This window comes from Stenotrophomonas sp. PAMC25021 (genome assembly GCF_004795795.1).
Classification (GTDB): domain Bacteria; phylum Pseudomonadota; class Gammaproteobacteria; order Xanthomonadales; family Xanthomonadaceae; genus Stenotrophomonas; species Stenotrophomonas muris.
The window spans coordinates 3,796,500-3,817,415 of record NZ_CP039255.1 but is presented as its reverse complement, the minus strand read 5'-3'; the positions used below and the strand labels follow the sequence as shown (position 1 = coordinate 3,817,415).

Genomic DNA, 20,916 nt, shown 5'->3' with positions numbered 1-20,916 from the left:
CGTGCCGATCAAGGTCGGCACCCACCAGGGCGCGGACCCAGCGGATTCAGATCAGCGCGCGCCGAACCAGAGCAGCAGGCTGAGCAGTGCGGCCAGCAGCAGCGCACTCACCAGCAGCCACGGCCAGCGCCGGACCCTGCGCGGCGCGGCCGGCAGCACCGGCGCCTGCTCGGCCTCGTGGCTGGCGTCGTCCTCGGCGGGCAGCGGCCGCCGGCGCGGATCGTGCGGCACTTCCAGCACGAACCGGTGCTGGCCATCGAACACGACCTGGTCGCCGGCCTGCAGCCAGCAGTGGCGCACGGCCATGCCGTTGACCCGGGTACCGTCGGCGCTGCCCAGGTCGCGCAGCAGCACGCGCTCGCCGTGCACTTCCACGCGGGCATGCTGTTCGGCGAAGGCCGGGTCATCGATGGCGATGTCGGCCTCGTTGCCGCGGCCGATCAGGCGGGCCTGCGACAGGGTGAAACTGCGGCCATGGTGCAGGCCACCGACACCGCGCAGCAGTCGTTGCTGCTCGTCGCTGCCATCCTCGTTCTTCGGCGCAGGCGCCTGCAGCAGGCTCTCGACTTCGCCCTGCAGCACCATCTCCACGCCATCCACGTATACCGCATCGCCCGCGCGCAGCAGGGCCATCCGGCGCACCGGTCGACCATTGACGTGGATGCCGCGGATGCCATTGCCGACCTGCAGCCAGAGGCCGCGATCGTCCATGCAGAACTGGGCCAGCAGCAGGGCGCCGTGGCCGGCATCACCGAGCCGCACACTGCCGTTGGCCTGGCGCACGATGCGCTGCACCCCGGGCCGCAGGGGCTGGTCGGGCTGTTGTTGCTGACTGAAGTGAACTAGCAGGTTCTGCACGCGGCGCAGCCTAGCAGGTTGGTCGCCAACGAAGAAGAACCCACGATGAGTGCTTGGCGCGGCGGCCCTTGATGCGCACAATGCTCGCCCTCTTTGATCATCCCCGCCCTGCGCCAGGAGCCTGCATGTCCACCATCGATGTCCGCCACGCCCACGCCCTGCCCGACGCACAGGCGCGCGCCGCGATCGAACAGGTCGCTGCCAAGCTGTCCGAGCGCTTCGGCCTGAAGTCGTCCTGGACCGCCGACGTCCTGAACTTCTCCGGCAGCGGTGTGGACGGTGCGATCGAACTGCAGCCGGGCGCCGTGCGCGTGACCGCCAAGCTCGGTTTCCTGCTGTCGGCGATGAAGGGCATGGTCGAAGGCGAGATCCAGCGCGTGCTGAAGGAAAAGCTGGGCTGAATCCTGGCGGCGGCCATCACGGCCGTGCAACGCCACCGCGCGCTACTCTCGGGGCAGGCCCAACTCCCACGGGAAGTGCGATGAACCACTACGAGAACGACGACCGCCGCAACGACGACGCCTCTTTCGGTGACCAGGCCGAGCGCTTCTCGCGCAAGCTCAGCGATTCGGCGCAACAGGTCTGGCTGGCCGGGCTGGGTGCGCTGGGGCGCGCGCAGGCCGAGGGCAGCCGCTTCTTCGACGGCCTGGTGAAGGAAGGCGAAGCCTGGGAAGCCCGCCGCCGTGAACGCAACAGCGAACAGGGCCCGGGCTGGCGTGACAACGTCGAAACCTCACTGGACGAGGCCCGCGAGAAGGCCTCCGGCACCTGGAACAAGGTCGAGAAGGCCTTTGATGACCAGGTACAGGGCGTGCTCAAGCGCCTGCATGTACCCACTGCCGACGAGGTGACCGCGCTGGAAGCCCGCATCGATGCCCTGCACGCGCGCCTGGCCAGGCTGGAAAACCGGGCAGCTTCGGGTGCAGATGCCCCCGCACCGGGCAGCCATCAATCGCCGGACAGCATTCCCTGAGCGCAATTGTTGCAATGCAATAAATTTTGATTGACAATCGCGAGCAACCCGCCAATCGCTTCGGCTGCCGTTTGTTCCCTCCCCTCACGGCTTCAGGATTGGCGGGTTTTTCGTGTCCGTCGTATACCGTTCTGCGCGCTCCATCACGCTTCCTGTCAGGAACATCCTGACCCAGCCGGGCACCGCGACCTTTACACTGTCGCTCTCCGCTTTCGCCCCTTCCGCCCTACTCCTGCATGCTCCCCTGGATCCTGGCCCTGCTGTCGGCCCTGCTTACCTGTTCCCTGGCCGTTGTCTATCTGTGGTGGATCAAGCGGCGGCAGAAGGAGATGCAACTCGGCCTGCAGGCTCTGGCAGGCATGCACTGGCGCGAATTCTCGGTTCTGGTCAAGCGCATGCTGCGCGAACAGCGCGGCCTGCGTGAGCTGATCGATCCGGCCGAAGATGCCCGCGAGCCGAGCAGCGACTTCCTGCTCAGCGATGGCCCCAATCAATGGCTGGTGTCGTGCAAGCACGGCCTGGCCTACCGCATCGGCACCGCCGCAGTGAACGAACTGGGTGCGGCCGCGCGCCTGGCCGGCGCCAAGGGTGGCGTACTGCTGACCGAAGGCCGTATCGAGCGCGACGGCCGTGGCGCCGCCGAGAAGCAGGCGGTTGAAGTGCTGGACGGGCCGCGCCTGTGGCCGTTGCTGCAGCCCTACCTCCCTGCCGATATCGAAGCGCGCGTGCGCGCCAGCGCCCGGCACGAAGCGCTGCGCCGCATTGCCATTGCCGCACTGGGTTCGGCCACGCTGGGGCTGCTTGTCGGCCTGGGTCTGCAGGGCCTGCATGTGGAAGAGGCCACTCCGGTCGCTGCGGCGCCGGTGGTGGCAACGCCTTCGGCCGCGCCTTCAGCCGCACCCGCCCCGATCGAAGCAGTCCCTGCGGTCGCCCCCGCTCCCACGCCTGCCGTCGCCCCCGCGACCGACGCGCGCAGCAATCCCGACCCCGATGCCGCCACGCTGGAGCGCTTCCAGGCCGATCTGGCCCGCGCCCTGGCCGGCAAGCCCGGCATCGCCAGCGGTGTCTGGCTGACCCGGCAGACACTGGCGATCAACCGCACCGGCGAACTGGACGCGGTGTGGCCGCTGGTCTGCGAGGAAGTGCTGCACTACCCCGCGCTGCGCAACGTGCGCATCCAGCTCAACGCCCGCCCCGGCGTGGATGAGCCCGTACGCTGGCGGCAGTGCGCTACGTATTGATGGCGCAGCATCCGCGCATGGCGTGGATCTACTGAATCCCGATGCGCGACCCCTTGGTAGATCCACGCCACGCGTGGATGCCTTTGCAGAGTTGAGCCACGCGCGAACAGCAGCCGAGCATGGGCTCGGCTCCACATGGCGCCTGCTCAGCCCAATGCCGCGAGATGGGCGATGTAACCGGAGCGCGATTCACCCGCCGCTCTGGCCTGCGCATCCAGCCTCGCCAGGATCCGGCGTGGCAGGCTGATATTGACCCGCTCGATGGTGTCGTCCAGCAGAGCCGGATCAACGCAGATGTACGCAAGAATCCAACAGATGTCCTTGGATGCCTCGGCGGCGATCTTCTGCGGCGCTGAAGGTGTCGGAATCGAGCGCCCCTCATCCAGGGCCACATCAATCCAGGCGAGCGCCGCCTCTTCCGCCGCAGTGAGCGCATCATCAAGCGTGTCGGCCGCTGAGAAGCACCCCGGCAGATCTGGAACGACCACACCCCACGCGGTGCGCTCATCGCCCGCCTCGATCAAGACTGGATATCGCATGGGCCCTCCTACGTCAGTCCTGCGAGCTTCCGCAACGCCTGCACCAGCCCTTTCCCCAGATCCTTCCTTGGGTGAGGAACGGTGATGATGTGAGGGTGCTGCGAGTGCACGAATACATGATGGGATCCGCGGATCCGACGACAGATCCAACCTGCCGCTTCCAGTTCCCGGATGAGGTCCCTGCTCTTCATGCAGGGACGGTACACATCGTACACACGCCCCGACAGAGTTCAAGGCGACAGTCGTTTCGGCAGAGTAGATCCACGCCATGCGTGGATGGAATCCCTATCGCGCGCCCGGCGCGAAGCGCGCCACCAGGTCCCAGGCATCCCCCAGGAACACCTGGCGAACGCGGGTGATCGGCTGTTCGCCACGCCAGGTCAGGCGTTCGATCACCAGGCAGGCGGTACCGGGCTTCACATCCAGCAGCCTGGCGGTGGCAGTATCCGCGCCCCAGGCACTGATGCGATGCTGGGCACGGGTCCAGGACACGTTCTGCAGCAGCCAGCTGCCCGGGGCGGTGGTGCTGAAGTCGACCTCCAACACCTCGGGCACGCCCACCGGGCTGATCAGGCGGTGCTCCAGTGCCAGCGGGCGGCCATCGGCCAGGTGCAGGCAGCGCATCGCCAGCAGCATTTCGCTGCCGGCCAGCTCGACTTCGCCGGCATTGCCGGCATCGGCCAGGCGCAGGTCGCGCTGCAGCAGTCGATAGGCGTACTGATGTCCCCGCGAGCCGACTTCCATCGCGATATCGGGAATCTCCAGCGCCACCTGCTCCAGGTGCGGTGGCTGACGCGCCACGAACGAACCCGCGCGACGGCGGCGCTCGATCATGCCGCTCTCGGCCAGTGCGGTCAGCACCTTGTTCACCGTCATCCGCGAGCATCCGTACTGCTCCATCAACTCGTGCTCGTACGGAATCCGGAAGCCCGGCGCCCACTCTCCACTGAGGATGCGGCTTTCCAGATCGCTGCGGATACGCTGGTTGAGCGTGGCGGACTTGCTGGCCTTCACGTAATGGGGTCTCGGTGGCGGGAGGCGATCAGCCCAGCACGCCGCGCAGGGCGGCAGCGAAGGCGCTGGTGATCGCCTCGCGCTGCAGGTGGCGGCCCTCGGCCACGCACTGGCGGCCATGGCGCCAGACCGATCGCAGCGCGCCATTACGTGCGGCGAACACCCAGCTGTCAAGCCATGCGTCATCCTGTCGCGCCTGCAGCGCCGGGTGTGCGGCGTCCAGTTCAACCAGGTCGGCACTGGCGCCGACCTGCAGGCCGGCGGCCACGCCCAGCGCCTGTGCGCCACCGTGCAGTGCGCCTTCGAACAGGAAGCGGCCGGTGCTGCGGGTGGCATCCGGGGCCAGTACGTTGCGACCGCGCAGGGTCAGACGCTGGCCGTATTCGAGCAGGCGCAGTTCTTCGGCCGCGTCGATCAGCACATTGGAATCGGAACCGACGCCGAAGCGCCCGCCCTCGCGCGCGAACGCCTGCATCGGGAACAGGCCGTCGCCCAGGTTGGCCTCGGTGATCGGGCACAGGCCGGCCACGGCTTGGCTGGCCACAATGGCCGCGCGCTCGTCATCGGTGATGTGGGTGGCATGCACCAGGCACCAGCGCGCATCCACCGGCGCATGGTTGTACAGCCACTGCACCGGGCGCTGGCCGCTCCAGGCCAGGCAGGCCTCCACTTCGCGCACCTGCTCGGCGATGTGGATGTGCACCGGGCCGTCGGTCAGCGGCAGCAACGCACTCAGTTCCTCGCCGGTGACCGCACGCAGGCTGTGCGGTGCGATGCCGAGCACCGCGTCGGGCAGCGCGGCCAAGGCCGGCTTGGCGGCCTCCAGCAGCTGCGCGAAGCCGTCCACGTCGTGGATCAGGCGCCGCTGCGCTGGATTCGGCGCCGCCCCGCCGAAATCGGCATGTGCATAGAACACCGGCAGCAGGGTCAAGCCAATGCCGGTCTGGTCGGCGGCGGCGGCGATCCGCGCACTCATCTCGGCGCGGTTGGTATACGGCCGGCCGTCGACATCGTGGTGCAGGTAATGGAACTCGCCGACGCGGGTGAAGCCACTTTCCAGCATTTCCATATAGGCCTGGGCGGCAATGGCCTGCACCGCGTCTGGGCGCAGGTGGGCCAGGAAACGGTACATCAGCTCGCGCCAGCTCCAGAAGCTGTCACCGTCGCCGCCGCCGATCTCGGTCAGCCCGGCCATGCCGCGCTGGAAGGCATGGCTGTGCAGGTTGGGCAGGCCCGGCACCAGGATGCCGACCCGGGTGTCGCCCGCCTGCGCGCCCTGCCCCGTGCTGATGGCCGCGATGCGACCGTCCTGCACCTGCAGGCGGACATCGCGGACCCAACCCTCGGCCAGCAGGGCGTGGGCGGCATGGAAACTGTGCGGGGAACGCGAATCGGACATGGCTGGACAACCCGAAATGGACGCCTATATTGTATAGACATATAAGCACAGCCGCGTTGTGGATGCCATGCACGTCGATACCCTCTGGTCCAACGTCCACCTGATCACCCTTGATGGCGAAGGGCTGGGTGTCATCCGCGATGGCGTCCTGGCCTGCGCCGACGGCCGCATCGTCCATGTCGGCGCGGCCGGCAGCGATGCCCACCTGCAGCCGACCACCCGCATCGACGGCGAAGGCCGTTGGATTTCGCCCGGCCTGATCGACTGCCATACCCACCTGGTCTACGCCGGCAACCGCGCCAACGAGTTCGAGCAGCGCCTGCAGGGCGTCAGCTATGCCGAGATCGCCCGTGCCGGCGGCGGCATCGTTTCCACCGTGCGCGCCACCCGTGCCGCCACGCCGGAACAGCTGGCCCGCGAAAGCCGGCCACGCCTGCTGGCGATGCGCGCCGAGGGCGTGACCACCCTCGAGATCAAGTCCGGCTACGGCCTGACCCTGCCCGACGAGCGCAAGCAGCTGCAGGTGGCGCGTGCGCTGGGCGAGGAATGCCGGGTCAACGTGGTGACCACCTTCCTCGGCGCGCACGCGGTTCCGCCAGGCCGCGAAGCACAGGAGTACACCGACGAAGTGTGCGAGGTGATGATTCCGGCCATCGCCGCCGAAGGCCTGGCCGAAGCGGTGGATGTGTTCTGCGAGAACATCGCCTTCTCGCCGGCGCAGGCGCGCCAGGTCTTTGAGGCGGCGCGCGCCAACGGGCTGTCGGTGAAGATCCACGCCGAGCAGCTGAGCAACCAGCATGGCGCCGAACTGGCGGCCCGCTTCGGGGCACTGTCGGCCGACCATATCGAACATCTGGACGACGCCGGCATCGCCGCGATGGCCGCTGCCGGTACCGTCGCCGTGCTGCTGCCCGGCGCCTTCTATTTCACCCGCGATACCACCCTGCCGCCGATCGCCGCGCTGCGTGCGGCCGGCGTACCGCTGGCGCTGGCCACCGACAGCAACCCGGGCACTTCGCCGCTGACCAGCCCGCTGCTGGCGATGAACATGGGCGCCACCCTGTTCCGCCTGACCGTGGACGAGTGCATCGCCGGCTTCACCCGTGAAGCGGCGCGCGCACTGGGCCATGGCGAGCGCATCGGCCGCCTGGCGGTGGGCATGGACTGCGACCTGGCGATCTGGGACATCGATGCCCCCGCCGACCTGGTCTATCGCATTGGATTCAACCCGCTGCACGCGCGCGTGGTGCGCGGACAGCCCGACCTGCCTGCCTCCTGGAGCAACACATGAGCAACACCCTGGTTCTTCGCCCCGGCCATGTCACTCTCGCCCAGTGGCGGCAGGTCTATCGCGGTGCGCCGCTCGCACTGGACCCGGCCGCGCTGCCGGTGGTGCGCGCCAGTGCGGCGGCGGTGGCCGCCATCGTCGCCAAGGGCGCGCCGGTGTATGGCATCAATACCGGCTTCGGCAAGCTGGCCAGCGTGCGCATCGAGCGCGAAGACCTGGCCACCCTGCAGCGGAACATCGTGCTCTCGCATGCCGCTGGCGTGGGCGAGCCGATGCCGGCCAGCGTGGTGCGCCTGATGATGGCGCTGAAGCTGGTCAGCTTGGCGCAGGGTGCTTCGGGCATCCGCGAGGAAACCCTGCTGCTGCTGGAAGCGATGCTGGTCAAGGGCGTGCTGCCGGTGGTGCCCGCGCAGGGCTCGGTGGGTGCCTCGGGTGACCTGGCGCCGCTCTCGCACCTGGCCAGCGTGATGCTGGGCGTAGGCGAAGCCTTCATCGGTGACGAGCGCCTACCGGCAGCCGACGCACTGGCACGTGCCGGCCTGCAGCCGATCGAACTGGGCGCGAAGGAAGGCCTGGCGCTGCTCAACGGCACCCAGTTCTCCACCGCCTATGCGTTGGCCGGCCTGTTCGAGATCGAGACCGTGTTCCAGGCCGCACTGGTCACCGGCGCGCTGTCGGTGGAAGCGGCCAAGGGTTCCGACACGCCCTTCGACCCCCGCATCCACGCGATCCGCGGCCAGCGCGGGCAGATCGCCACCGCCGCCACCCTGCGCACGCTGATGCAGGGCTCGGACATCCGCGAATCACACCGTGACAACGACGTGCGCGTGCAGGACCCCTACTGCCTGCGCTGCCAGCCGCAGGTGATGGGCGCGGCGCTGGACATCCTGCGCCAGGCCGCGACCACGCTGGAAATCGAAGCCAACGGCGTGTCCGACAATCCGCTGGTGTTCACCGATACCGGCGAAGCGCTGTCCGGTGGCAACTTCCACGCCGAGCCGGTGGCCTTTGCCGCCGACATGCTGGCGATGGCGGTGTGCGAGATCGGTTCGATCAGCGAGCGCCGCCTGGCGATGCTGGTCGATCCGGCGCTGTCCGGCCTGCCCGCCTTCCTGACCCCGCGTCCCGGTTTGAATTCCGGTTTCATGATTCCGCAGGTGACTGCTGCTGCACTGGTCTCGGAAAACAAGCAGCGCGCCTACCCGGCCAGCGTTGACTCGATCCCGACCTCGGCCAACCAGGAAGACCATGTGTCGATGGCCGCGCATGGCGCACGCCGGCTGATGCAGATGGCCGAGAACGCCGCCAACGTGATCGGCATCGAGCTGCTGGCCGCTGCGCAGGGTTGCGACTTCCACGCCCCGCTGCGCTCCAGCGCCGCGCTGGAAACCGTGCGCGCCACCCTGCGTGCGCAGGTGCCGACGCTGGAAGAAGACCGCTACTTCCATCCGGACATGGTGACCGCCACGAATCTGGTGCGCAGTGGCGCGCTGGCGCAGGGCCTGACCGACCTGCTGCCAACCGTGGAACCGCAGGCATGAATACCCATCCCGAATGGCTGACGGTGCACGAAGGCGACGCCCCCCTCATCGTCAGCTTTCCGCATACCGGCAGCGAGCTGCCGCACGACCTGATCGGCGACTACCACTCACCGTGGCTGGCCCGCCGCGACACAGACTGGTGGGTACACGAACTGTACGACTTCGTGCGTGGCATGGGCGCGACCACGGTGCGCTCGGCGATCTCGCGTTCGGTGATCGACCTCAACCGCGATCCCAGCGGCGTGTCGCTGTACCCGGGCCAGAACACCACCGGCCTGTGCCCGCTGACCACCTTCGACAACCAGCCGCTGTACCACGCCGGGCGCGAACCGGACGAAGCGGAAATCGCCCGTCGCCGCGACACGTATTTCCTGCCTTACCACGATGCGCTGGCGGCGCAGATCACGCGCCTGCGCGCACGCCACGCTACCGTGGTGGTGTACGACGCGCACTCGATCCGCTCACACATCCCGCACCTGTTCGAAGGCGAGCTGCCGCAGTTCAACCTGGGTACCGCCGGCCCCTCCGGTGCACCGGACACCTCCTGCGACAACGCCTTGAGCGATGTGGTGGAGAACCTGCTGGCGCTCAGTGGCATGAGCCAGGTGCGCAACGGCCGCTTCAAGGGCGGCTGGATCACCCGCCACTACAGCAACATCCCGGGCGGCGTGCATAGCCTGCAGATGGAACTTGCCTGCCGCGGCTACATGCACGAGCCCCTGCCGGACCAGGTGGACGAACACAGCTGGCCCACCCCGCTCGACCCCGACCTCGCCGCACCACTGCGCCACACCCTGGCGCAGGTGCTCAACGCCTGCCTTGAATTCGCTACGAACCGGAGCGCCGCATGACCCGCAACGACCCATCCCGCACCGTCGCCGCGCCGACCGGCACCACGCTCAATGCCAAGAGCTGGCTGACCGAAGCACCGCTGCGCATGCTGATGAACAACCTGCACCCGGACGTGGCCGAGCGCCCGCAGGAACTGGTGGTGTACGGCGGCATCGGCCGCGCCGCGCGCGACTGGGAAAGCTTCGATGCCATCGTCGAGACGCTCAAGCGCCTGGACGACGACCAGACCCTGCTGGTGCAGTCGGGCAAGCCGGTAGGCGTGTTCCGCACCCACGCCGACGCGCCGCGCGTGCTGATCGCCAATTCCAACCTGGTGCCGCGCTGGGCCAACTGGGACCACTTCAACGAGCTGGATAAGAAGGGCCTGGCCATGTACGGCCAGATGACCGCCGGCAGCTGGATCTACATCGGTGCGCAGGGCATCGTGCAGGGCACCTACGAGACCTTCGTGGAAATGGGGCGCCAGCATTTCGGCGGCGACCTGACCGGGAAGTGGCTGTTCACCGGTGGCCTCGGCGGCATGGGTGGTGCACAGCCGCTGGCTGCCGTGATGGCCGGCGCCTCCTGCCTGGCCGTCGAGTGCCGCAAGAGCAGCATCGACATGCGCCTGCGCACCGGCTACCTGGATACCTGGACCGACAACCTGGACGAAGCGCTGCGCCTGATCGACGAGTCGTGCAAGGCCGGCACGCCGAAGTCGGTGGGCCTGCTCGGCAACGTTGCCGATGTGCTGGCCGAACTGCTCAAGCGCGGCGTGAAGCCGGACCTGCTGACCGACCAGACCTCCGCGCACGACCCGGTGAACGGCTACCTGCCGCAGGGCTGGACGGTCGAACAGTGGGATGAGAAGCGCGCTTCCGCCCCCAAGGAAGTGGAGAAGGCTGCGCGTGCATCGATGGCCAACCACATCCGCGCCATGCTCGGCTTCCACGCGCTGGGCGTGCCGACCGTGGACTACGGCAACAACCTGCGGCAGATGGCACTGGAAGAAGGCGTGGCCAATGCCTTCGATTTCCCGGGGTTCGTGCCGGCCTATATCCGTCCACTGTTCTGCCGCGGCATCGGCCCGTTCCGCTGGGCCGCACTGAGCGGTGATCCGGAAGACATCGCCAAGACCGATGCAAAGGTGAAGGAACTGATTCCGGACAACCCGCACCTGCACCGCTGGCTGGACATGGCCGCCGAGAAGATCAAGTTCCAGGGCCTGCCGGCACGCATCTGCTGGGTCGGCCTGGGTGATCGTGATCGCCTCGGCCTGGCCTTCAATGAAATGGTGGCCAACGGCGAACTGAAGGCACCGGTGGTGATCGGTCGTGACCATCTGGACAGCGGCAGCGTCGCTTCGCCGAACCGCGAAACCGAAGCGATGGCCGACGGTTCCGATGCGGTGTCCGACTGGCCGCTGCTGAACGCCCTGCTCAACACCGCCAGCGGCGCGACGTGGGTGTCGCTGCACCACGGTGGCGGCGTGGGCATGGGCTTCTCGCAGCACGCCGGCATGGTGATTGTCTGTGATGGCACCGAAGCGGCGGCGAAGCGGATTGGCCGCGTGCTGTGGAACGACCCGGCCACTGGCGTGATGCGCCATGCCGATGCGGGGTATGGCATCGCGATCGACTGCGCGAAGGAAAAGGGACTGGATCTGCCGGGAATCCTCGGCTGATCACGGAGGTACCGGCCAGCGGCCGGCACTACCGAAACGTGTGGTAGTGCCGGCCGCTGGCCGGCTCTCCCCGATGCGGGAATCGGCGGCCTTGACCCGCTCGTCGGTCGTGACCAACATGCGCCATCACCGCTGATGGATCACCGCGATGTACCGCACGCTCGCTGCCGCACTGCTCTGCACGCTGTTTGCGATCCCGCCCGCTTCGGCGCGTGACGTCCCCACCACTCTCTCCACTCAGCTCGACGCCCAACTGCAGAGCAACCGCGAGCGCTACGGCATTGCCGGCCAGGCGGTACTGGTCACACACAACGGCCAGGTGCTCTACCAGGGCGCCAGCGGTGAACGTGATCCCGCTGCCCATGCCCCTGCCACCGTCGAGACCATCTTCGCCGCGCAGTCGATGGCCAAGCTGCTGACCAGCACGCTGGTGATGCAACTGGTCGATCAGGGCAAGGTGGATCTGGATGCGCCGGCCAGCCGCTACGTGCCGGGCCTGCCGATTGCATGGCAGGCGATCCACGTGCGTGATTTCCTCAACCACAGCTCCGGCATCGGCGAGTACTACGACCGGGTGGATAACCGCTGGGTGAGCAAGGGCTACCCCGGTGTAGCGCCTGACCTTGCCGCTGCGCTGAAAGTCGCCGGCGCGGCACCGATGCAGTTCGCCACCGGCAGCCGCATGCAGTACACCCAGGCCAACTACCTGGTACTGACAGCGCTGCTGGAAGCACACTACCGCACGCCCTACCCGGCCATCGCGCGCGAACGCATCCTGCAGCCATTGAAGATGACCAGCACGTCATGGGGCATCGCCAACGTGCCGGTCGAGAGCGCGGCGGTGCCGTACATCGGCAAGGATGGCGCGTTGCAACCGGCCAATGAAGATCCCTGGCCCAACTACGGCTGGGCGCATGCCGACCTGCAGACCACCGTGGGCGACATGAACCGTTTCCTGCAGGCGCTGGCGACCGGCAAGCTGGTGCGCACGGCGACCCTGGAAAAACTCTGGCAGCCGCAGAAGCTGAGCGGTGGCGGCAGCAACTTCTTCTCCACCGGCTGGGACACCACCCGCAGCGACGGCTACACCCAGGTCGGCCACGATGGTGGCACCCGTGTACGTGCGCGATTGGCCTACAAGGGCACGCTGGCCAGCGGCTACTGGGTGTTCGTGTACCTGACCAATGGCAGCGCCCGCAATGTCTGGTCCAGCACGCTGGTGGAGAGCACGATGGCGGTGGTTGCGCCCGGGGAGTTTCCGCATGCGGTGTTGTCCGAGCGGCTGATCGGCTATGCGCTGGATGACAGCACCGATGCGAAACCGCAGATGCGTAGCTGGCTGCGCGACAGCAATGGCGTTCCCACCGGCGAACTGGAGCGTGCGATCAACGGTGATGGCTATGCCATCCGCGAAAGCCTCGGTGCACGCAAGGCGCTGAAGGTGTTCGCGCTGAACACCGAGCTGTATCCGCAGTCCGCCAACACGTGGGACAGCCTGGCCGAGTGCCACGCTGCATTGGGGGAGAGGGAAGCGGCTGATCGGCTGTACGCGAAGGCCAAGAAGCTGGCGAAGCCCTCGCCATAAACCCTGCTGTAGCGCCGAGCCCGTGCTCGGCTGATCTTCGCCGCGATGGCAGACAACCCGCGCTTCGCGCGATTAGCCGAGCGTGGGCTCGGCTCTACAGGAACACGGCGGGCGGCCATACGCCGCCGGCGGGTGACGCGGCGCTGTCGACCTGTTAACTTGCGCGCCACTTTCGTGGTTTACAGCATTCCCGCATGTCGCTTCCGTCGTACCGCCCTCACCCGTCGCTGCTGTTCCTGGCTGTTTCCCTCGCCCTGGCTTCCACCGCCGCCGCCGCCCCGCAGGCCACCACCCTCGATGCCGTGCAGGTCACCGCTGCCGCCGATGCCAGCGCGCAGGCGCGCGAGGCCCTGAAGCGCATCCCCGGCGCCAGCAACGTCATCGACGTGGCCAAGGCCGACAGCCGACTATCCACCAGCGCCGATGTGTTGGCCTACCAGCCGGGTATCAGCGCGCAGTCGCCGGGTAATGAGGGCACCAAGATCTCGATCCGTGGCTCGGGCATCAACCGGGGCCCGGGCGCGCACGCCTCGGGCATTGCGGTGTCGATCGACGGCCTGCCACTGACCGGCCCGGGCGGCACGCCCTACGAGCTGCTGGAACCGCTGTGGCTGTCGCGCGTGGAAGTCCTGCGGGGCGCCAACGGCTTCGAGCGCGGTGCGTTGGCGCTGGGCGGTGCCATCGACTACGTCAGCCGCAGCGGTCGTGATTCGGCGGGCGTGCAGCTGCACTACGAAGCCGGCAGCCGTGGCTACCAGAAGCGCGGCATCAGCTGGGGCGGCGTCAGTGGTGATGTCGACTACTTCCTGGCCTACACCGATACCGAATTCGACGGTTACCAGCGTCATGCGCGCGGCGACGGCAAGGGCGCGATGGCCAACATCGGCTGGCAGATCACGCCCGACCTGCAGACTCGTTTCTTCGTGCGCTACCGCGAAACCAATCATGAAACGCCCGGTCGCCTGACCCGCGATCAGATCCGTAACGATCCGCGTGCCGCGAATGCGGCCAACCTGGCCATCGATGCGCGTCGCCCGCAGCCGGGCAGCACCTGGGTGGGCAACGTCACCACGCTGCAGATCGATGAAGACTCCTCGTTGCAGGCCGGGCTGGTCTATCACACGTACCCGATGGACTTGAACGAGAGCCTGTACCGGCAGCAGCTGGACTACGCCAACCTCAACGCCACGCTGGACTACCGCCGCCGCCACCGGCTGTTCGGCCTGGACAGCGAAACCACGGTCGGCCTGCGCGTCACCCACGATCTGGACGCCGATGTGCGCGAGTCGCTGCGCTTTGCCAGCAACGGCTATGCCGCCGGCACGCGCACGCGTGACTTCCGGCACCACGGCACCGACAGCACGCTGCACGTCGGCAACACCCTCACCTTCAATGACCGCCTGCGCATGCAGACCGGGCTGGCACTGATCAACACCCGTCGCGATGTGCAGGTGACCTGGCCGAGCAGCGGTGGCCGCCTGCGCGACCACGACTGGGACTACGCGCCGCGACTGGGCTTCACCTGGCAGCACAGCGCCCGGACCCAGTGGTTCGGCAACCTCAGCCGCTCGGTGGAGGCGCCGCACCCGTGGTCGATGATCTGGGGCTCGAACCAGTACTTCGGGCCAGGCAATGGCCCGTCTACCGGCCGCCAGCGCGCGCCGGTGCCGATGCAGAACCAGACCGCCACCACGCTGGAACTGGGCGCGCGCGGTGACGCGGCGCTGGGCCGCTGGGAACTGACCGGCTACTACGCGCACGTGAACCACGAACTGCTGAGCGTTGAACTGCAACCGGTGCCGAACCTGTTCATCGCCGAGAACAACGCCAGCCCCACCGTTCACCGCGGCATCGAGGCCGGATTGGACAGCACGCTGTGGCAGGCTGCACCGGGCCGGCTGTCGCTTCGCCAGGCCTATACCTTCAGCGATTTCCGCTACCGCCACGACGCGCGTTTCGGCAGCAACCGCCTGCCCGGCCTGCCGCGCCACGCCTACCAGGCCGAGCTGCGCTTCGATCATGCATCCGGCCTGTACGCCGCGCTCAATACCGAATACGCCTCGCGCATCGCCGTCGACTACGCCAACAGCTACTGGGCCGACAGCCATGTGATCTTCGGCAGCCGCATCGGCTACGACGCACCCGGTGGCCGCTGGCAGGCCTGGGTGGAGATGCGCAACATCGGCAACCGCCACTACGCCGCCACGGTCACGCCGGGCTACGACGACGTAGGCAGGGATATTGCCCGCTCGACGCCGGGCGAAGGCCGTGGCATCTACGCTGGTGTGCGTTTGCGGTTTGACTGATGACCGCAGGCGGCGCCGGGTGTGATCCGGCGCCGCCGTTCCAGTGTCAGCCGATACGCCAGGCCGGCAGGCGCTCGCTGCGCTTCCAGATGGAAGGCGCCAAGCCGATCAGCACCAGTGCCGCCAACCACTTCGGCGAGGTACTGAGCAGTGTCGAGGTGAGCGAGCCATCGGCGGGGGCGGCCATTTCCTGCCACGGGTTGTAGCCCAGGTAGACGACGCTGCCAGCCCACCACAGCAACGCCAGACCGACACCCACCAGCAGCAGGGCCAGCGTGCGGCAGGTCCAGCGCTGCGAGGTAGTGCCCCATTCCCGCGACGCCGCGGTCAGCAGGCCCACCACCAGCAGCGACACCAGTGCCACCAGGCCGATATCGACCTTGGTTCCAATGCGCTCATAGGTACAGGCGCGGCACTGCGCCTCTTCCGCGGCGGTGGCGGCTTCGGCGCCATCGGCCTGCCCGGCTGCGGGCTGCGCCAGTGCTGCAAACGGCAACAACGCCGCCAGCAGCGTCACCATGATCCAACGAAACAACGTCCTGTTCCTGCGTGCAGCGACATCCATGCGCTCTTCCTCGTCAGTGGTTGTGTGTCCCAGTGGGCGTCCGGCCATCCAGCGCCCCTGTTTCAGATGCAGTACGACAAGCTCCCGATAGGTGACACCGCCGGGACACGAATCCCGGCCGACCGCGATCATAGCCTACTGTTCAGTGCAGCTGAAAACGGGGCGGGTCCAGGCGATATGAAGGAGCCAACCGCACTTCCCCCCCTGGATGACCTGCAGCAGATGGCTCGCACCCGGCACGCATTCCTGCGCGAGCCAGCCCAGTACGGCGAAAAACAGCAGCAGGCCGAGCAGCGGCCAGATCGTATGCGACACGCATACCCGCCACCATCCCTGTTCCTGCATGCCCTGCATGCGAGGCGATGGGCTGCCACCGCCCACATCCGGCGACAGTCCCTCCAGTACGTTGCCCAGCGCCAGCGGATCCAGATCCACACCAGCAGCAGGAACACGCCATAGGCCAGCAACACGGCCATCGGGTAGCGAAGCAACATCGCGTCGATGCCGGCCAAGCGCAGCAGGTACGAGGCAAGGAATCCGGCCGCACCGGTCAGGGCGACGATCAGGGCCATCTGCAGGCGTGGCCAACCCCGCTGCTGCAGGTGCTGGCGCGCACGCACGACTTCGCTGCCGTGGTTTACGGGCAATTTCAGTGGACCGCGTGAAAAATGGCGTGAGCGCTTCATTCCGCCGCCGGGGGCCGGAGGCAGCGCGGCCAGGGACTTCGGGAACCTGATGCTGCATGCGGACATCCTTGCCGGGCACGCGTAGGCGGTGGTGGACGGATTCCAGCGCGATGGGGCCGTGGGTCCATCACCCACAGGCCGCACTGGCGCCGGCCTTGTACCCGCGCGCCGGCGGCTGGATCATGACTTTCCGCTACGAAAAAGTATGCTCTACGGCATGCACGTCTCCCAGCTCACCCGCTCCACCGCCCTCGTGATGTTCGTTCCAATGATTGGCCTCGCCGGTTGGGGTTCGTGGTTTGGTAGCCGCTGCATCAGCGATGGCTGCCTCGGCGTCCTGGTGGCATGGCTTGCCGCCGTGGCCACCTTTGCGGTGCAGGCGTTGCTGGTGCTCCCGACGCATGCCTGGGCCCTCAAGCGGCAGGGATCCCCCGCCTCCCGCAGCTACCTGCGTTGGTTGGGCGCGTCGGCCATCGCTGCCTTCCTGCCCATCGGGCTCGGCTGGGGCTATCTGATGATCTTCCGATGACCTGCTGCGCGTCTTCCGCACGCGGATAGCCGGATCAAGGACGCGCGGCCGCCTTCAGCAACTGCGCGGCCACCTGGTCGAACGGGGCGATGTCCTGCAGTGCGCGGCACATCGCCACTGCGCCTTCCACGCTGGCAATCACCAGGCTGGCCAGCTCGCCCGCCGCTGCGGGGGCGCGCCCTTCAGCGACGAACGCCGAGGCGAGGTGCCCCTGCCAGCGCGCGAACACTTCGGCAGCAGCAACACGTGGCTGGCTGGGCACGGCCTCCACCGGCTCTTCCACTGCCGCGGCCAGCACCGGACAGCCCGCGCGGAACCCGGAACGCAGCAAGCGCTCACGCCACATCGCCAGGAACTGCTGCAGGCCCTGCACCGCCCCCCCCTTCAGCAGCTCCACCAGCAGCGCTTCTACCTTGTCGCCAGCCATGTGGGTGGCGCGCGCCAGCAACTCCTGCTTGCCGCCGGGAAAGTGGTGATAGGTGGAGCCCAGCGGTGCCTCGGCCAGCTTGGTCACCTCACGAATGCTGGTGGCATTGAGACCCACGCGCGCCAGCATCTGTGCCGCAGCATCAATCACGCGTTGTGGCGCATCAGAGGGACGCGGGCTCACGGCGGGCTCCTTGCTAAGACAGTCGTCATAGATTAGCGTACCGGCGATTCTATAACAGTCGTCATAACCATGAATCTCTGGTTCCGCCTGCTCCACCTGCTGCTGTACAGCCTGTTCCGGCCGAAGCTGGAGGCCCCGTTCGGGGTCTCGCGCCTGCAGTTCCGGGTGCTGCCCAACGACCTGGACAGCAACCTGCACATGACCAACGGTCGCTACTGGAACATCTTCGACCTGGGCCGGCTGGACCTGATCCTGCGCATGGGCCTGGGCCGGGTGGCGCTGCGCGAGAAGTGGGCGCCCATCGTAGGCGCCGGCACCATCCAGTTCCGTCGCGAGCTGAAGCCGTTCCAGCGCTTCACCCTGGAAACGCGCCTGGTGGGCTGGGTCGGCTCGCGCGGCATCATGGAGCAGCGCGTGCTGATCGGCGCCGAGCAGAAGATCGCCACGCGCGCGCTGCTGGTCACCGGCATCTACGACCGGCGTGCGCGGCAGTTCCTGGGCATGCCGAAGATGATGGAAGCGATCGGCGTGGTCGCCCCGCCGTCGCCGCCGCTCAGTGCGGCCGCCGAAGCGTTGCTGGCCGCCGATGCGGCGTTGAAGCAGGACGACGCCTGAGCTTCAGGGGGCCGCCACCGGCACCGCGTGCGGTTCGCGCGACACGACCTGGGTGCGCCCTCCCACGTGCAGCACGTACTCGAAGGACTGCCGCATGCGGCTGTATGCGCCGCCATCCGGCACGCCGTAGTTGGCACCCACGCTCAGGGTATGCCGGCCCGGCGGCAACGGCTTGAGCATTACCCAATAGCCGTCGGCGGCGGCCAGCCGAGAGTGTTCGTCGCCAGCATCCATGCGGAAGCAGCCTTCACTGCGGACCCGATGCCTGCGCATGTCGCCCAGCGGTTGGCCGTCCAGCAGCACCACCGCGCTGATCAGGTAATCGTTGTTGACCGCCGCCCCCGCCTGCAGCTCCTTGCAGGACACAGCCTCATCCATCTGGTAGTGCGCCATGTTGATGATCGGCAGCAACAGGTACTTGCCAGCCGGCACCACGCATTCGCGATGTGGCCGGAAACGGCCATTGGTGCCGGCCAGGTTCCAGACCGGGCCTTCCTGGCCCAGATCACACACACGGCCATCCGGGTCGAGATAGGGCGCGCCGCCCTGGGCGTCGGCCCAGCGCCACCAGCGGGCGGTCCATTCGGCCAACGAAACGCCGCCCACCGGTTCACGCGTCAGCGGCGAAGGCACCGCCGTGTCTGCACTGAACGCCGGCACGGCGGCCAGCAGCAAGGCCATCGTTGCGCCACTGCGGCAAAGCCATCCCTGGATTCCCTTCCGCATCACCCACCCCATCGTCCCTGGCGGCCACGCGGCGTGGCCAGCTTCGGCGCCACTGTACCTTGGCGGGCTGGATCCTGTGCAGTGCGGGTACTGTGCCTACTCCAGCGCCATTGCGCGCTTGACCGCCGCCTCGGCCAACGGCGCCATCACCGCATAGCCCTTCGCGGTGGGATGCACGCCGTCGTCGGCCAGCTGCGGATCCAGCCCTCCAGCGGCATTGGCCATCGGCGTGTAGTAGTCCAGATAGACCAGCTGCTTCGCATCGGCATAGCGCTTCAATGCCGCGTTCAATGCGCGCACCTTGGGCGCAGGTGCCGTGCCCGGCAACCACGGGTAATCGCTGACCGGCAGCACCGATGCCAGCACCACGGCAATGCCATGTGCACGAGCCAGGTCCACCATCGCGTGCAGGTTGTCTTCGATCATCGCCTGCGTGGACGGGCCGGTGTTGCCGGCGATGTCGTTGGTGCCAGCCAGGATCACCACCACCCGCGGCTTGAGTGCCAGCACGTCCTGCGGGAAACGCACCAGCATCTGCGCCGTGGTCTGGCCGCTGATCCCGCGATTGAGCCAACCCTTGCCGGGAAAGAACGTCGCGCTGCCCTCCCTGCCCCAGCCTTCGGTGATCGAGTCACCGAAGAGCACCACGCGTGGTTGCCCCGGTACGGCGGCAGGCAGTCGCGCGTTGGCATCGCGGTAACGCTGCAGTTCCGGCCAATCGGCCAGGCGCTGCTGCATGAAGCGCACCTCGTCCGGGCGCAGTCGCTCGACAGGTTCCACCAACAACGGGTTGACGGCGGGCACGTCGGCCGCCATCCCATGGGCGCTCATCGCGCTACCGAGGGCAACCGCGGCCAGGCCAGCGGACAAGGAACGCATGGGGTCTCTCCGTTGAATGTCTGCGCCAGTCTAGCGCGCGGCCCCGCGCTCAGCGTGCCGCCGACCGCGCCGCCACGCCGGTCACCTTGGCCGGCATCCACATGCCTGGCGTCCAGCCACTGGCGGCCAGGATCGCCTTCGGGTTGTCCTGCTGGATCAGCGCACGCACCGCGTCACGCTTGTCCTTGGCCTGCAGGTAATAGGCCTTGGCGATGCGATAGCCCACCCAGTAGCCCAGATCATAGGGTTCCTGCGAACCGGGCCTGTAGTTGTACAGCCACGGCGACAGATCGGTGCTGTCCACATCCAGTGCGAAGGCGCTTTCGATATGTACTTCCCGGCCACGGGTCCAGGCCGCGTGGCGACCGTTGCCGACATTGCCGGAAATCAGCTCGCCGATGAACTCGGCGATGCCTTCGCCCAGTGAAACACGCAGCACCGTCGCATGCGGGTCGCCCGGCTCGACGTCGGTCAGGCCGGTCTGCTGGATGTGCACGTACTCGTGCGCGATCACGTGCACGAAGCGGTCCTGCACATTGGGATTCATGAAATCGGCTGCGCACAGCGCTTCCAGGCCGATGATCACCCCGCTCTTGGAGGTCAACCCGACCGGTCGGCCGCGGCCGACCGCGATGGTCACCGGCGGAAACGCGGCCTGTGGATAGATCGCCTGCAGGTTGCCGAACACCTGCACCAGGCGCTGCTTCACCGCCGGCAGCTCTGCAAGGCAACCGCGTCCCTGCGCATACACCCCGGGCTGGCTGGCAATGGCCTCGGCCATATGCTCGGGCGTGACCCGGCGCGCCTTCGCCAGTTCACCCAGGCCCGGACTGCCTTCCGCCAGGTAACTGGCCAGCTGGGCGATGCTGGGCTTGCCGCCGGTGCTGTCGTAGAGCGCGTAGAAGCGGCTGGCATCGGTGGTGAGGATCTGCGGCCCCGGCGGGGTTCCCGCCGACGCCACGCCGACCGCCCCGGCACAGGCCAGGGCAAGCAGGCAACGCAGGAAACTGGACATCGCTCCGTCCTTGGTGGAGTGCATGCGAAGCG

Annotated in this window: 21 protein-coding genes and 1 pseudogene; 11 read left to right on the top strand and 11 right to left on the bottom strand. The window is 67.7% G+C overall.

What is annotated here, in order from left to right:
* Positions 1-51 precede the first annotated feature (51 nt).
* Entirely contained in the window at positions 52-858 is an 807-nt protein-coding gene (locus E5790_RS17625) for an FHA domain-containing protein (protein WP_111207049.1), read from the bottom strand.
* Positions 859-983: 125 nt separating this feature from the next.
* Here E5790_RS17625 and E5790_RS17620 point away from each other — a divergent pair, with 125 nt between their 5' ends.
* The 3 genes from E5790_RS17620 (at position 984) to E5790_RS17610 (ending at position 3,072) form a co-directional block, all read left to right on the top strand.
* Positions 984-1,259, top strand: a complete 276-nt coding sequence (locus E5790_RS17620; RefSeq protein ID WP_005417302.1) for a polyhydroxyalkanoic acid system family protein — start codon at positions 984-986, stop codon at positions 1,257-1,259.
* An 80-nt stretch (positions 1,260-1,339) separates the two neighbouring features.
* Positions 1,340-1,831 (top strand): phasin family protein, encoded by a 492-nt coding sequence (locus tag E5790_RS17615; RefSeq protein WP_049442483.1) that lies wholly within the window; start codon positions 1,340-1,342, stop codon positions 1,829-1,831.
* 236 nt (positions 1,832-2,067) lie between these two features.
* On the top strand, positions 2,068-3,072 hold the full coding sequence (locus E5790_RS17610) for a restriction endonuclease (protein ID WP_049442482.1): 1,005 nt from the start codon (positions 2,068-2,070) through the stop codon (positions 3,070-3,072).
* 146 nt (positions 3,073-3,218) lie between these two features.
* Here the strand turns inward: E5790_RS17610 and E5790_RS17605 are convergent, their stop codons facing one another.
* The 4 genes from E5790_RS17605 to E5790_RS17590 all read right to left on the bottom strand — a co-directional run bounded on the left by E5790_RS17605 (position 3,219) and on the right by E5790_RS17590 (position 6,024).
* On the bottom strand, positions 3,219-3,611 hold the full coding sequence (locus E5790_RS17605; protein WP_111207048.1) for a type II toxin-antitoxin system HicB family antitoxin: 393 nt from the start codon (positions 3,609-3,611) through the stop codon (positions 3,219-3,221).
* A gap of 8 nt (positions 3,612-3,619) precedes the next feature.
* Positions 3,620-3,802, bottom strand: coding sequence for a type II toxin-antitoxin system HicA family toxin (locus E5790_RS17600; protein ID WP_080053039.1), 183 nt, complete (start codon positions 3,800-3,802; stop codon positions 3,620-3,622).
* Positions 3,803-3,896: 94 nt separating this feature from the next.
* Positions 3,897-4,625 (bottom strand): histidine utilization repressor, encoded by a 729-nt coding sequence (gene hutC / locus E5790_RS17595; RefSeq protein ID WP_032957259.1) that lies wholly within the window; start codon positions 4,623-4,625, stop codon positions 3,897-3,899.
* A 28-nt stretch (positions 4,626-4,653) separates the two neighbouring features.
* On the bottom strand, positions 4,654-6,024 hold the full coding sequence (locus E5790_RS17590; RefSeq protein ID WP_111207047.1) for a formimidoylglutamate deiminase: 1,371 nt from the start codon (positions 6,022-6,024) through the stop codon (positions 4,654-4,656).
* Positions 6,025-6,091: 67 nt separating this feature from the next.
* Here E5790_RS17590 and hutI point away from each other — a divergent pair, with 67 nt between their 5' ends.
* The 6 genes from hutI (at position 6,092) to E5790_RS17560 (ending at position 15,259) form a co-directional block, all read left to right on the top strand.
* Positions 6,092-7,315 (top strand): imidazolonepropionase, encoded by a 1,224-nt coding sequence (hutI, locus tag E5790_RS17585; RefSeq protein ID WP_046431452.1) that lies wholly within the window; start codon positions 6,092-6,094, stop codon positions 7,313-7,315.
* Complete coding sequence (gene hutH, locus E5790_RS17580) at positions 7,312-8,853, top strand: histidine ammonia-lyase (protein ID WP_046431447.1); 1,542 nt, start codon at positions 7,312-7,314, stop codon at positions 8,851-8,853. Before hutI ends, hutH begins: the two co-directional genes overlap by 4 nt.
* Complete coding sequence (gene hutG / locus E5790_RS17575; RefSeq protein ID WP_049442479.1) at positions 8,850-9,704, top strand: N-formylglutamate deformylase; 855 nt, start codon at positions 8,850-8,852, stop codon at positions 9,702-9,704. The genes hutH and hutG overlap by 4 nt, the downstream gene beginning before the upstream one ends.
* The gene (gene hutU, locus E5790_RS17570) at positions 9,701-11,368 is read left to right on the top strand and encodes a urocanate hydratase (protein WP_049442478.1); all 1,668 of its coding nucleotides are present in this window, start codon (positions 9,701-9,703) and stop codon (positions 11,366-11,368) included. The genes hutG and hutU overlap by 4 nt, the downstream gene beginning before the upstream one ends.
* A gap of 148 nt (positions 11,369-11,516) precedes the next feature.
* Positions 11,517-12,953, top strand: a complete 1,437-nt coding sequence (locus tag E5790_RS17565; RefSeq protein ID WP_111207046.1) for a serine hydrolase domain-containing protein — start codon at positions 11,517-11,519, stop codon at positions 12,951-12,953.
* A 194-nt stretch (positions 12,954-13,147) separates the two neighbouring features.
* Positions 13,148-15,259, top strand: coding sequence for a TonB-dependent receptor (locus tag E5790_RS17560; RefSeq protein WP_111207045.1), 2,112 nt, complete (start codon positions 13,148-13,150; stop codon positions 15,257-15,259).
* Between the two features lie 46 nt (positions 15,260-15,305).
* On the opposite strand, the gene E5790_RS17555 is transcribed toward E5790_RS17560, so the two are convergent.
* Together E5790_RS17555 and E5790_RS17550 are read right to left on the bottom strand one after the other, a co-directional pair.
* Positions 15,306-15,824, bottom strand: a complete 519-nt coding sequence (locus E5790_RS17555; protein ID WP_014647630.1) for a hypothetical protein — start codon at positions 15,822-15,824, stop codon at positions 15,306-15,308.
* Positions 15,825-16,028: 204 nt separating this feature from the next.
* A pseudogene (locus E5790_RS17550) lies at positions 16,029-16,510 on the bottom strand (hypothetical protein); the annotation flags it as partial.
* Positions 16,511-16,715: 205 nt separating this feature from the next.
* Between E5790_RS17550 and E5790_RS17545 the strand changes: the two are divergent.
* Positions 16,716-17,039 (top strand): hypothetical protein, encoded by a 324-nt coding sequence (locus tag E5790_RS17545; RefSeq protein WP_014647632.1) that lies wholly within the window; start codon positions 16,716-16,718, stop codon positions 17,037-17,039.
* A 34-nt stretch (positions 17,040-17,073) separates the two neighbouring features.
* Here the strand turns inward: E5790_RS17545 and E5790_RS17540 are convergent, their stop codons facing one another.
* Entirely contained in the window at positions 17,074-17,649 is a 576-nt protein-coding gene (locus E5790_RS17540) for a TetR/AcrR family transcriptional regulator (protein ID WP_049442476.1), read from the bottom strand.
* Positions 17,650-17,718: 69 nt separating this feature from the next.
* On the opposite strand from E5790_RS17540, the gene E5790_RS17535 reads away from it, so the two are divergent.
* Positions 17,719-18,264: a thioesterase family protein gene (locus E5790_RS17535; protein WP_046431478.1), complete on the top strand. Its 546-nt coding sequence runs from the start codon at positions 17,719-17,721 to the stop codon at positions 18,262-18,264.
* A gap of 3 nt (positions 18,265-18,267) precedes the next feature.
* Here E5790_RS17535 and E5790_RS17530 read toward each other — a convergent pair whose 3' ends face one another.
* The 3 genes from E5790_RS17530 to E5790_RS17520 form a co-directional block, all read right to left on the bottom strand.
* The gene (locus E5790_RS17530) at positions 18,268-18,945 is read right to left on the bottom strand and encodes a hypothetical protein (RefSeq protein WP_046431481.1); all 678 of its coding nucleotides are present in this window, start codon (positions 18,943-18,945) and stop codon (positions 18,268-18,270) included.
* Between the two features lie 141 nt (positions 18,946-19,086).
* Complete coding sequence (locus E5790_RS17525; RefSeq protein ID WP_229653779.1) at positions 19,087-19,821, bottom strand: SGNH/GDSL hydrolase family protein; 735 nt, start codon at positions 19,819-19,821, stop codon at positions 19,087-19,089.
* Between the two features lie 97 nt (positions 19,822-19,918).
* Entirely contained in the window at positions 19,919-20,884 is a 966-nt protein-coding gene (locus E5790_RS17520) for a DUF2268 domain-containing putative Zn-dependent protease (protein WP_111207044.1), read from the bottom strand.
* Between the last annotated feature and the right edge of the window lie 32 nt (positions 20,885-20,916).

Excerpts from the sequence above, each read along its gene's own strand:
- E5790_RS17620 (WP_005417302.1), top strand. The coding sequence starts at position 984 with ATGTCCACCATCGATGTCCGCCACGCCCACGCCCTGCCCGACGCACAG.
- E5790_RS17615 (WP_049442483.1), top strand. The coding sequence starts at position 1,340 with ATGAACCACTACGAGAACGACGACCGCCGCAACGACGACGCCTCTTTC.
- E5790_RS17610 (WP_049442482.1), top strand. The coding sequence starts at position 2,068 with ATGCTCCCCTGGATCCTGGCCCTGCTGTCGGCCCTGCTTACCTGTTCC.
- E5790_RS17605 (WP_111207048.1), bottom strand. The coding sequence starts at position 3,611 with ATGCGATATCCAGTCTTGATCGAGGCGGGCGATGAGCGCACCGCGTGG.
- E5790_RS17600 (WP_080053039.1), bottom strand. The coding sequence starts at position 3,802 with ATGAAGAGCAGGGACCTCATCCGGGAACTGGAAGCGGCAGGTTGGATC.
- E5790_RS17590 (WP_111207047.1), bottom strand. The coding sequence starts at position 6,024 with ATGTCCGATTCGCGTTCCCCGCACAGTTTCCATGCCGCCCACGCCCTG.
- hutI (WP_046431452.1), top strand. The coding sequence starts at position 6,092 with ATGCACGTCGATACCCTCTGGTCCAACGTCCACCTGATCACCCTTGAT.
- hutH (WP_046431447.1), top strand. The coding sequence starts at position 7,312 with ATGAGCAACACCCTGGTTCTTCGCCCCGGCCATGTCACTCTCGCCCAG.
- hutG (WP_049442479.1), top strand. The coding sequence starts at position 8,850 with ATGAATACCCATCCCGAATGGCTGACGGTGCACGAAGGCGACGCCCCC.
- hutU (WP_049442478.1), top strand. The coding sequence starts at position 9,701 with ATGACCCGCAACGACCCATCCCGCACCGTCGCCGCGCCGACCGGCACC.
- E5790_RS17565 (WP_111207046.1), top strand. The coding sequence starts at position 11,517 with ATGTACCGCACGCTCGCTGCCGCACTGCTCTGCACGCTGTTTGCGATC.
- E5790_RS17560 (WP_111207045.1), top strand. The coding sequence starts at position 13,148 with ATGTCGCTTCCGTCGTACCGCCCTCACCCGTCGCTGCTGTTCCTGGCT.
- E5790_RS17555 (WP_014647630.1), bottom strand. The coding sequence starts at position 15,824 with ATGGATGTCGCTGCACGCAGGAACAGGACGTTGTTTCGTTGGATCATG.
- E5790_RS17545 (WP_014647632.1), top strand. The coding sequence starts at position 16,716 with ATGCTCTACGGCATGCACGTCTCCCAGCTCACCCGCTCCACCGCCCTC.
- E5790_RS17535 (WP_046431478.1), top strand. The coding sequence starts at position 17,719 with ATGAATCTCTGGTTCCGCCTGCTCCACCTGCTGCTGTACAGCCTGTTC.
- E5790_RS17530 (WP_046431481.1), bottom strand. The coding sequence starts at position 18,945 with ATGGCCTTGCTGCTGGCCGCCGTGCCGGCGTTCAGTGCAGACACGGCG.
- E5790_RS17525 (WP_229653779.1), bottom strand. The coding sequence starts at position 19,821 with ATGAGCGCCCATGGGATGGCGGCCGACGTGCCCGCCGTCAACCCGTTG.
- E5790_RS17520 (WP_111207044.1), bottom strand. The coding sequence starts at position 20,884 with ATGTCCAGTTTCCTGCGTTGCCTGCTTGCCCTGGCCTGTGCCGGGGCG.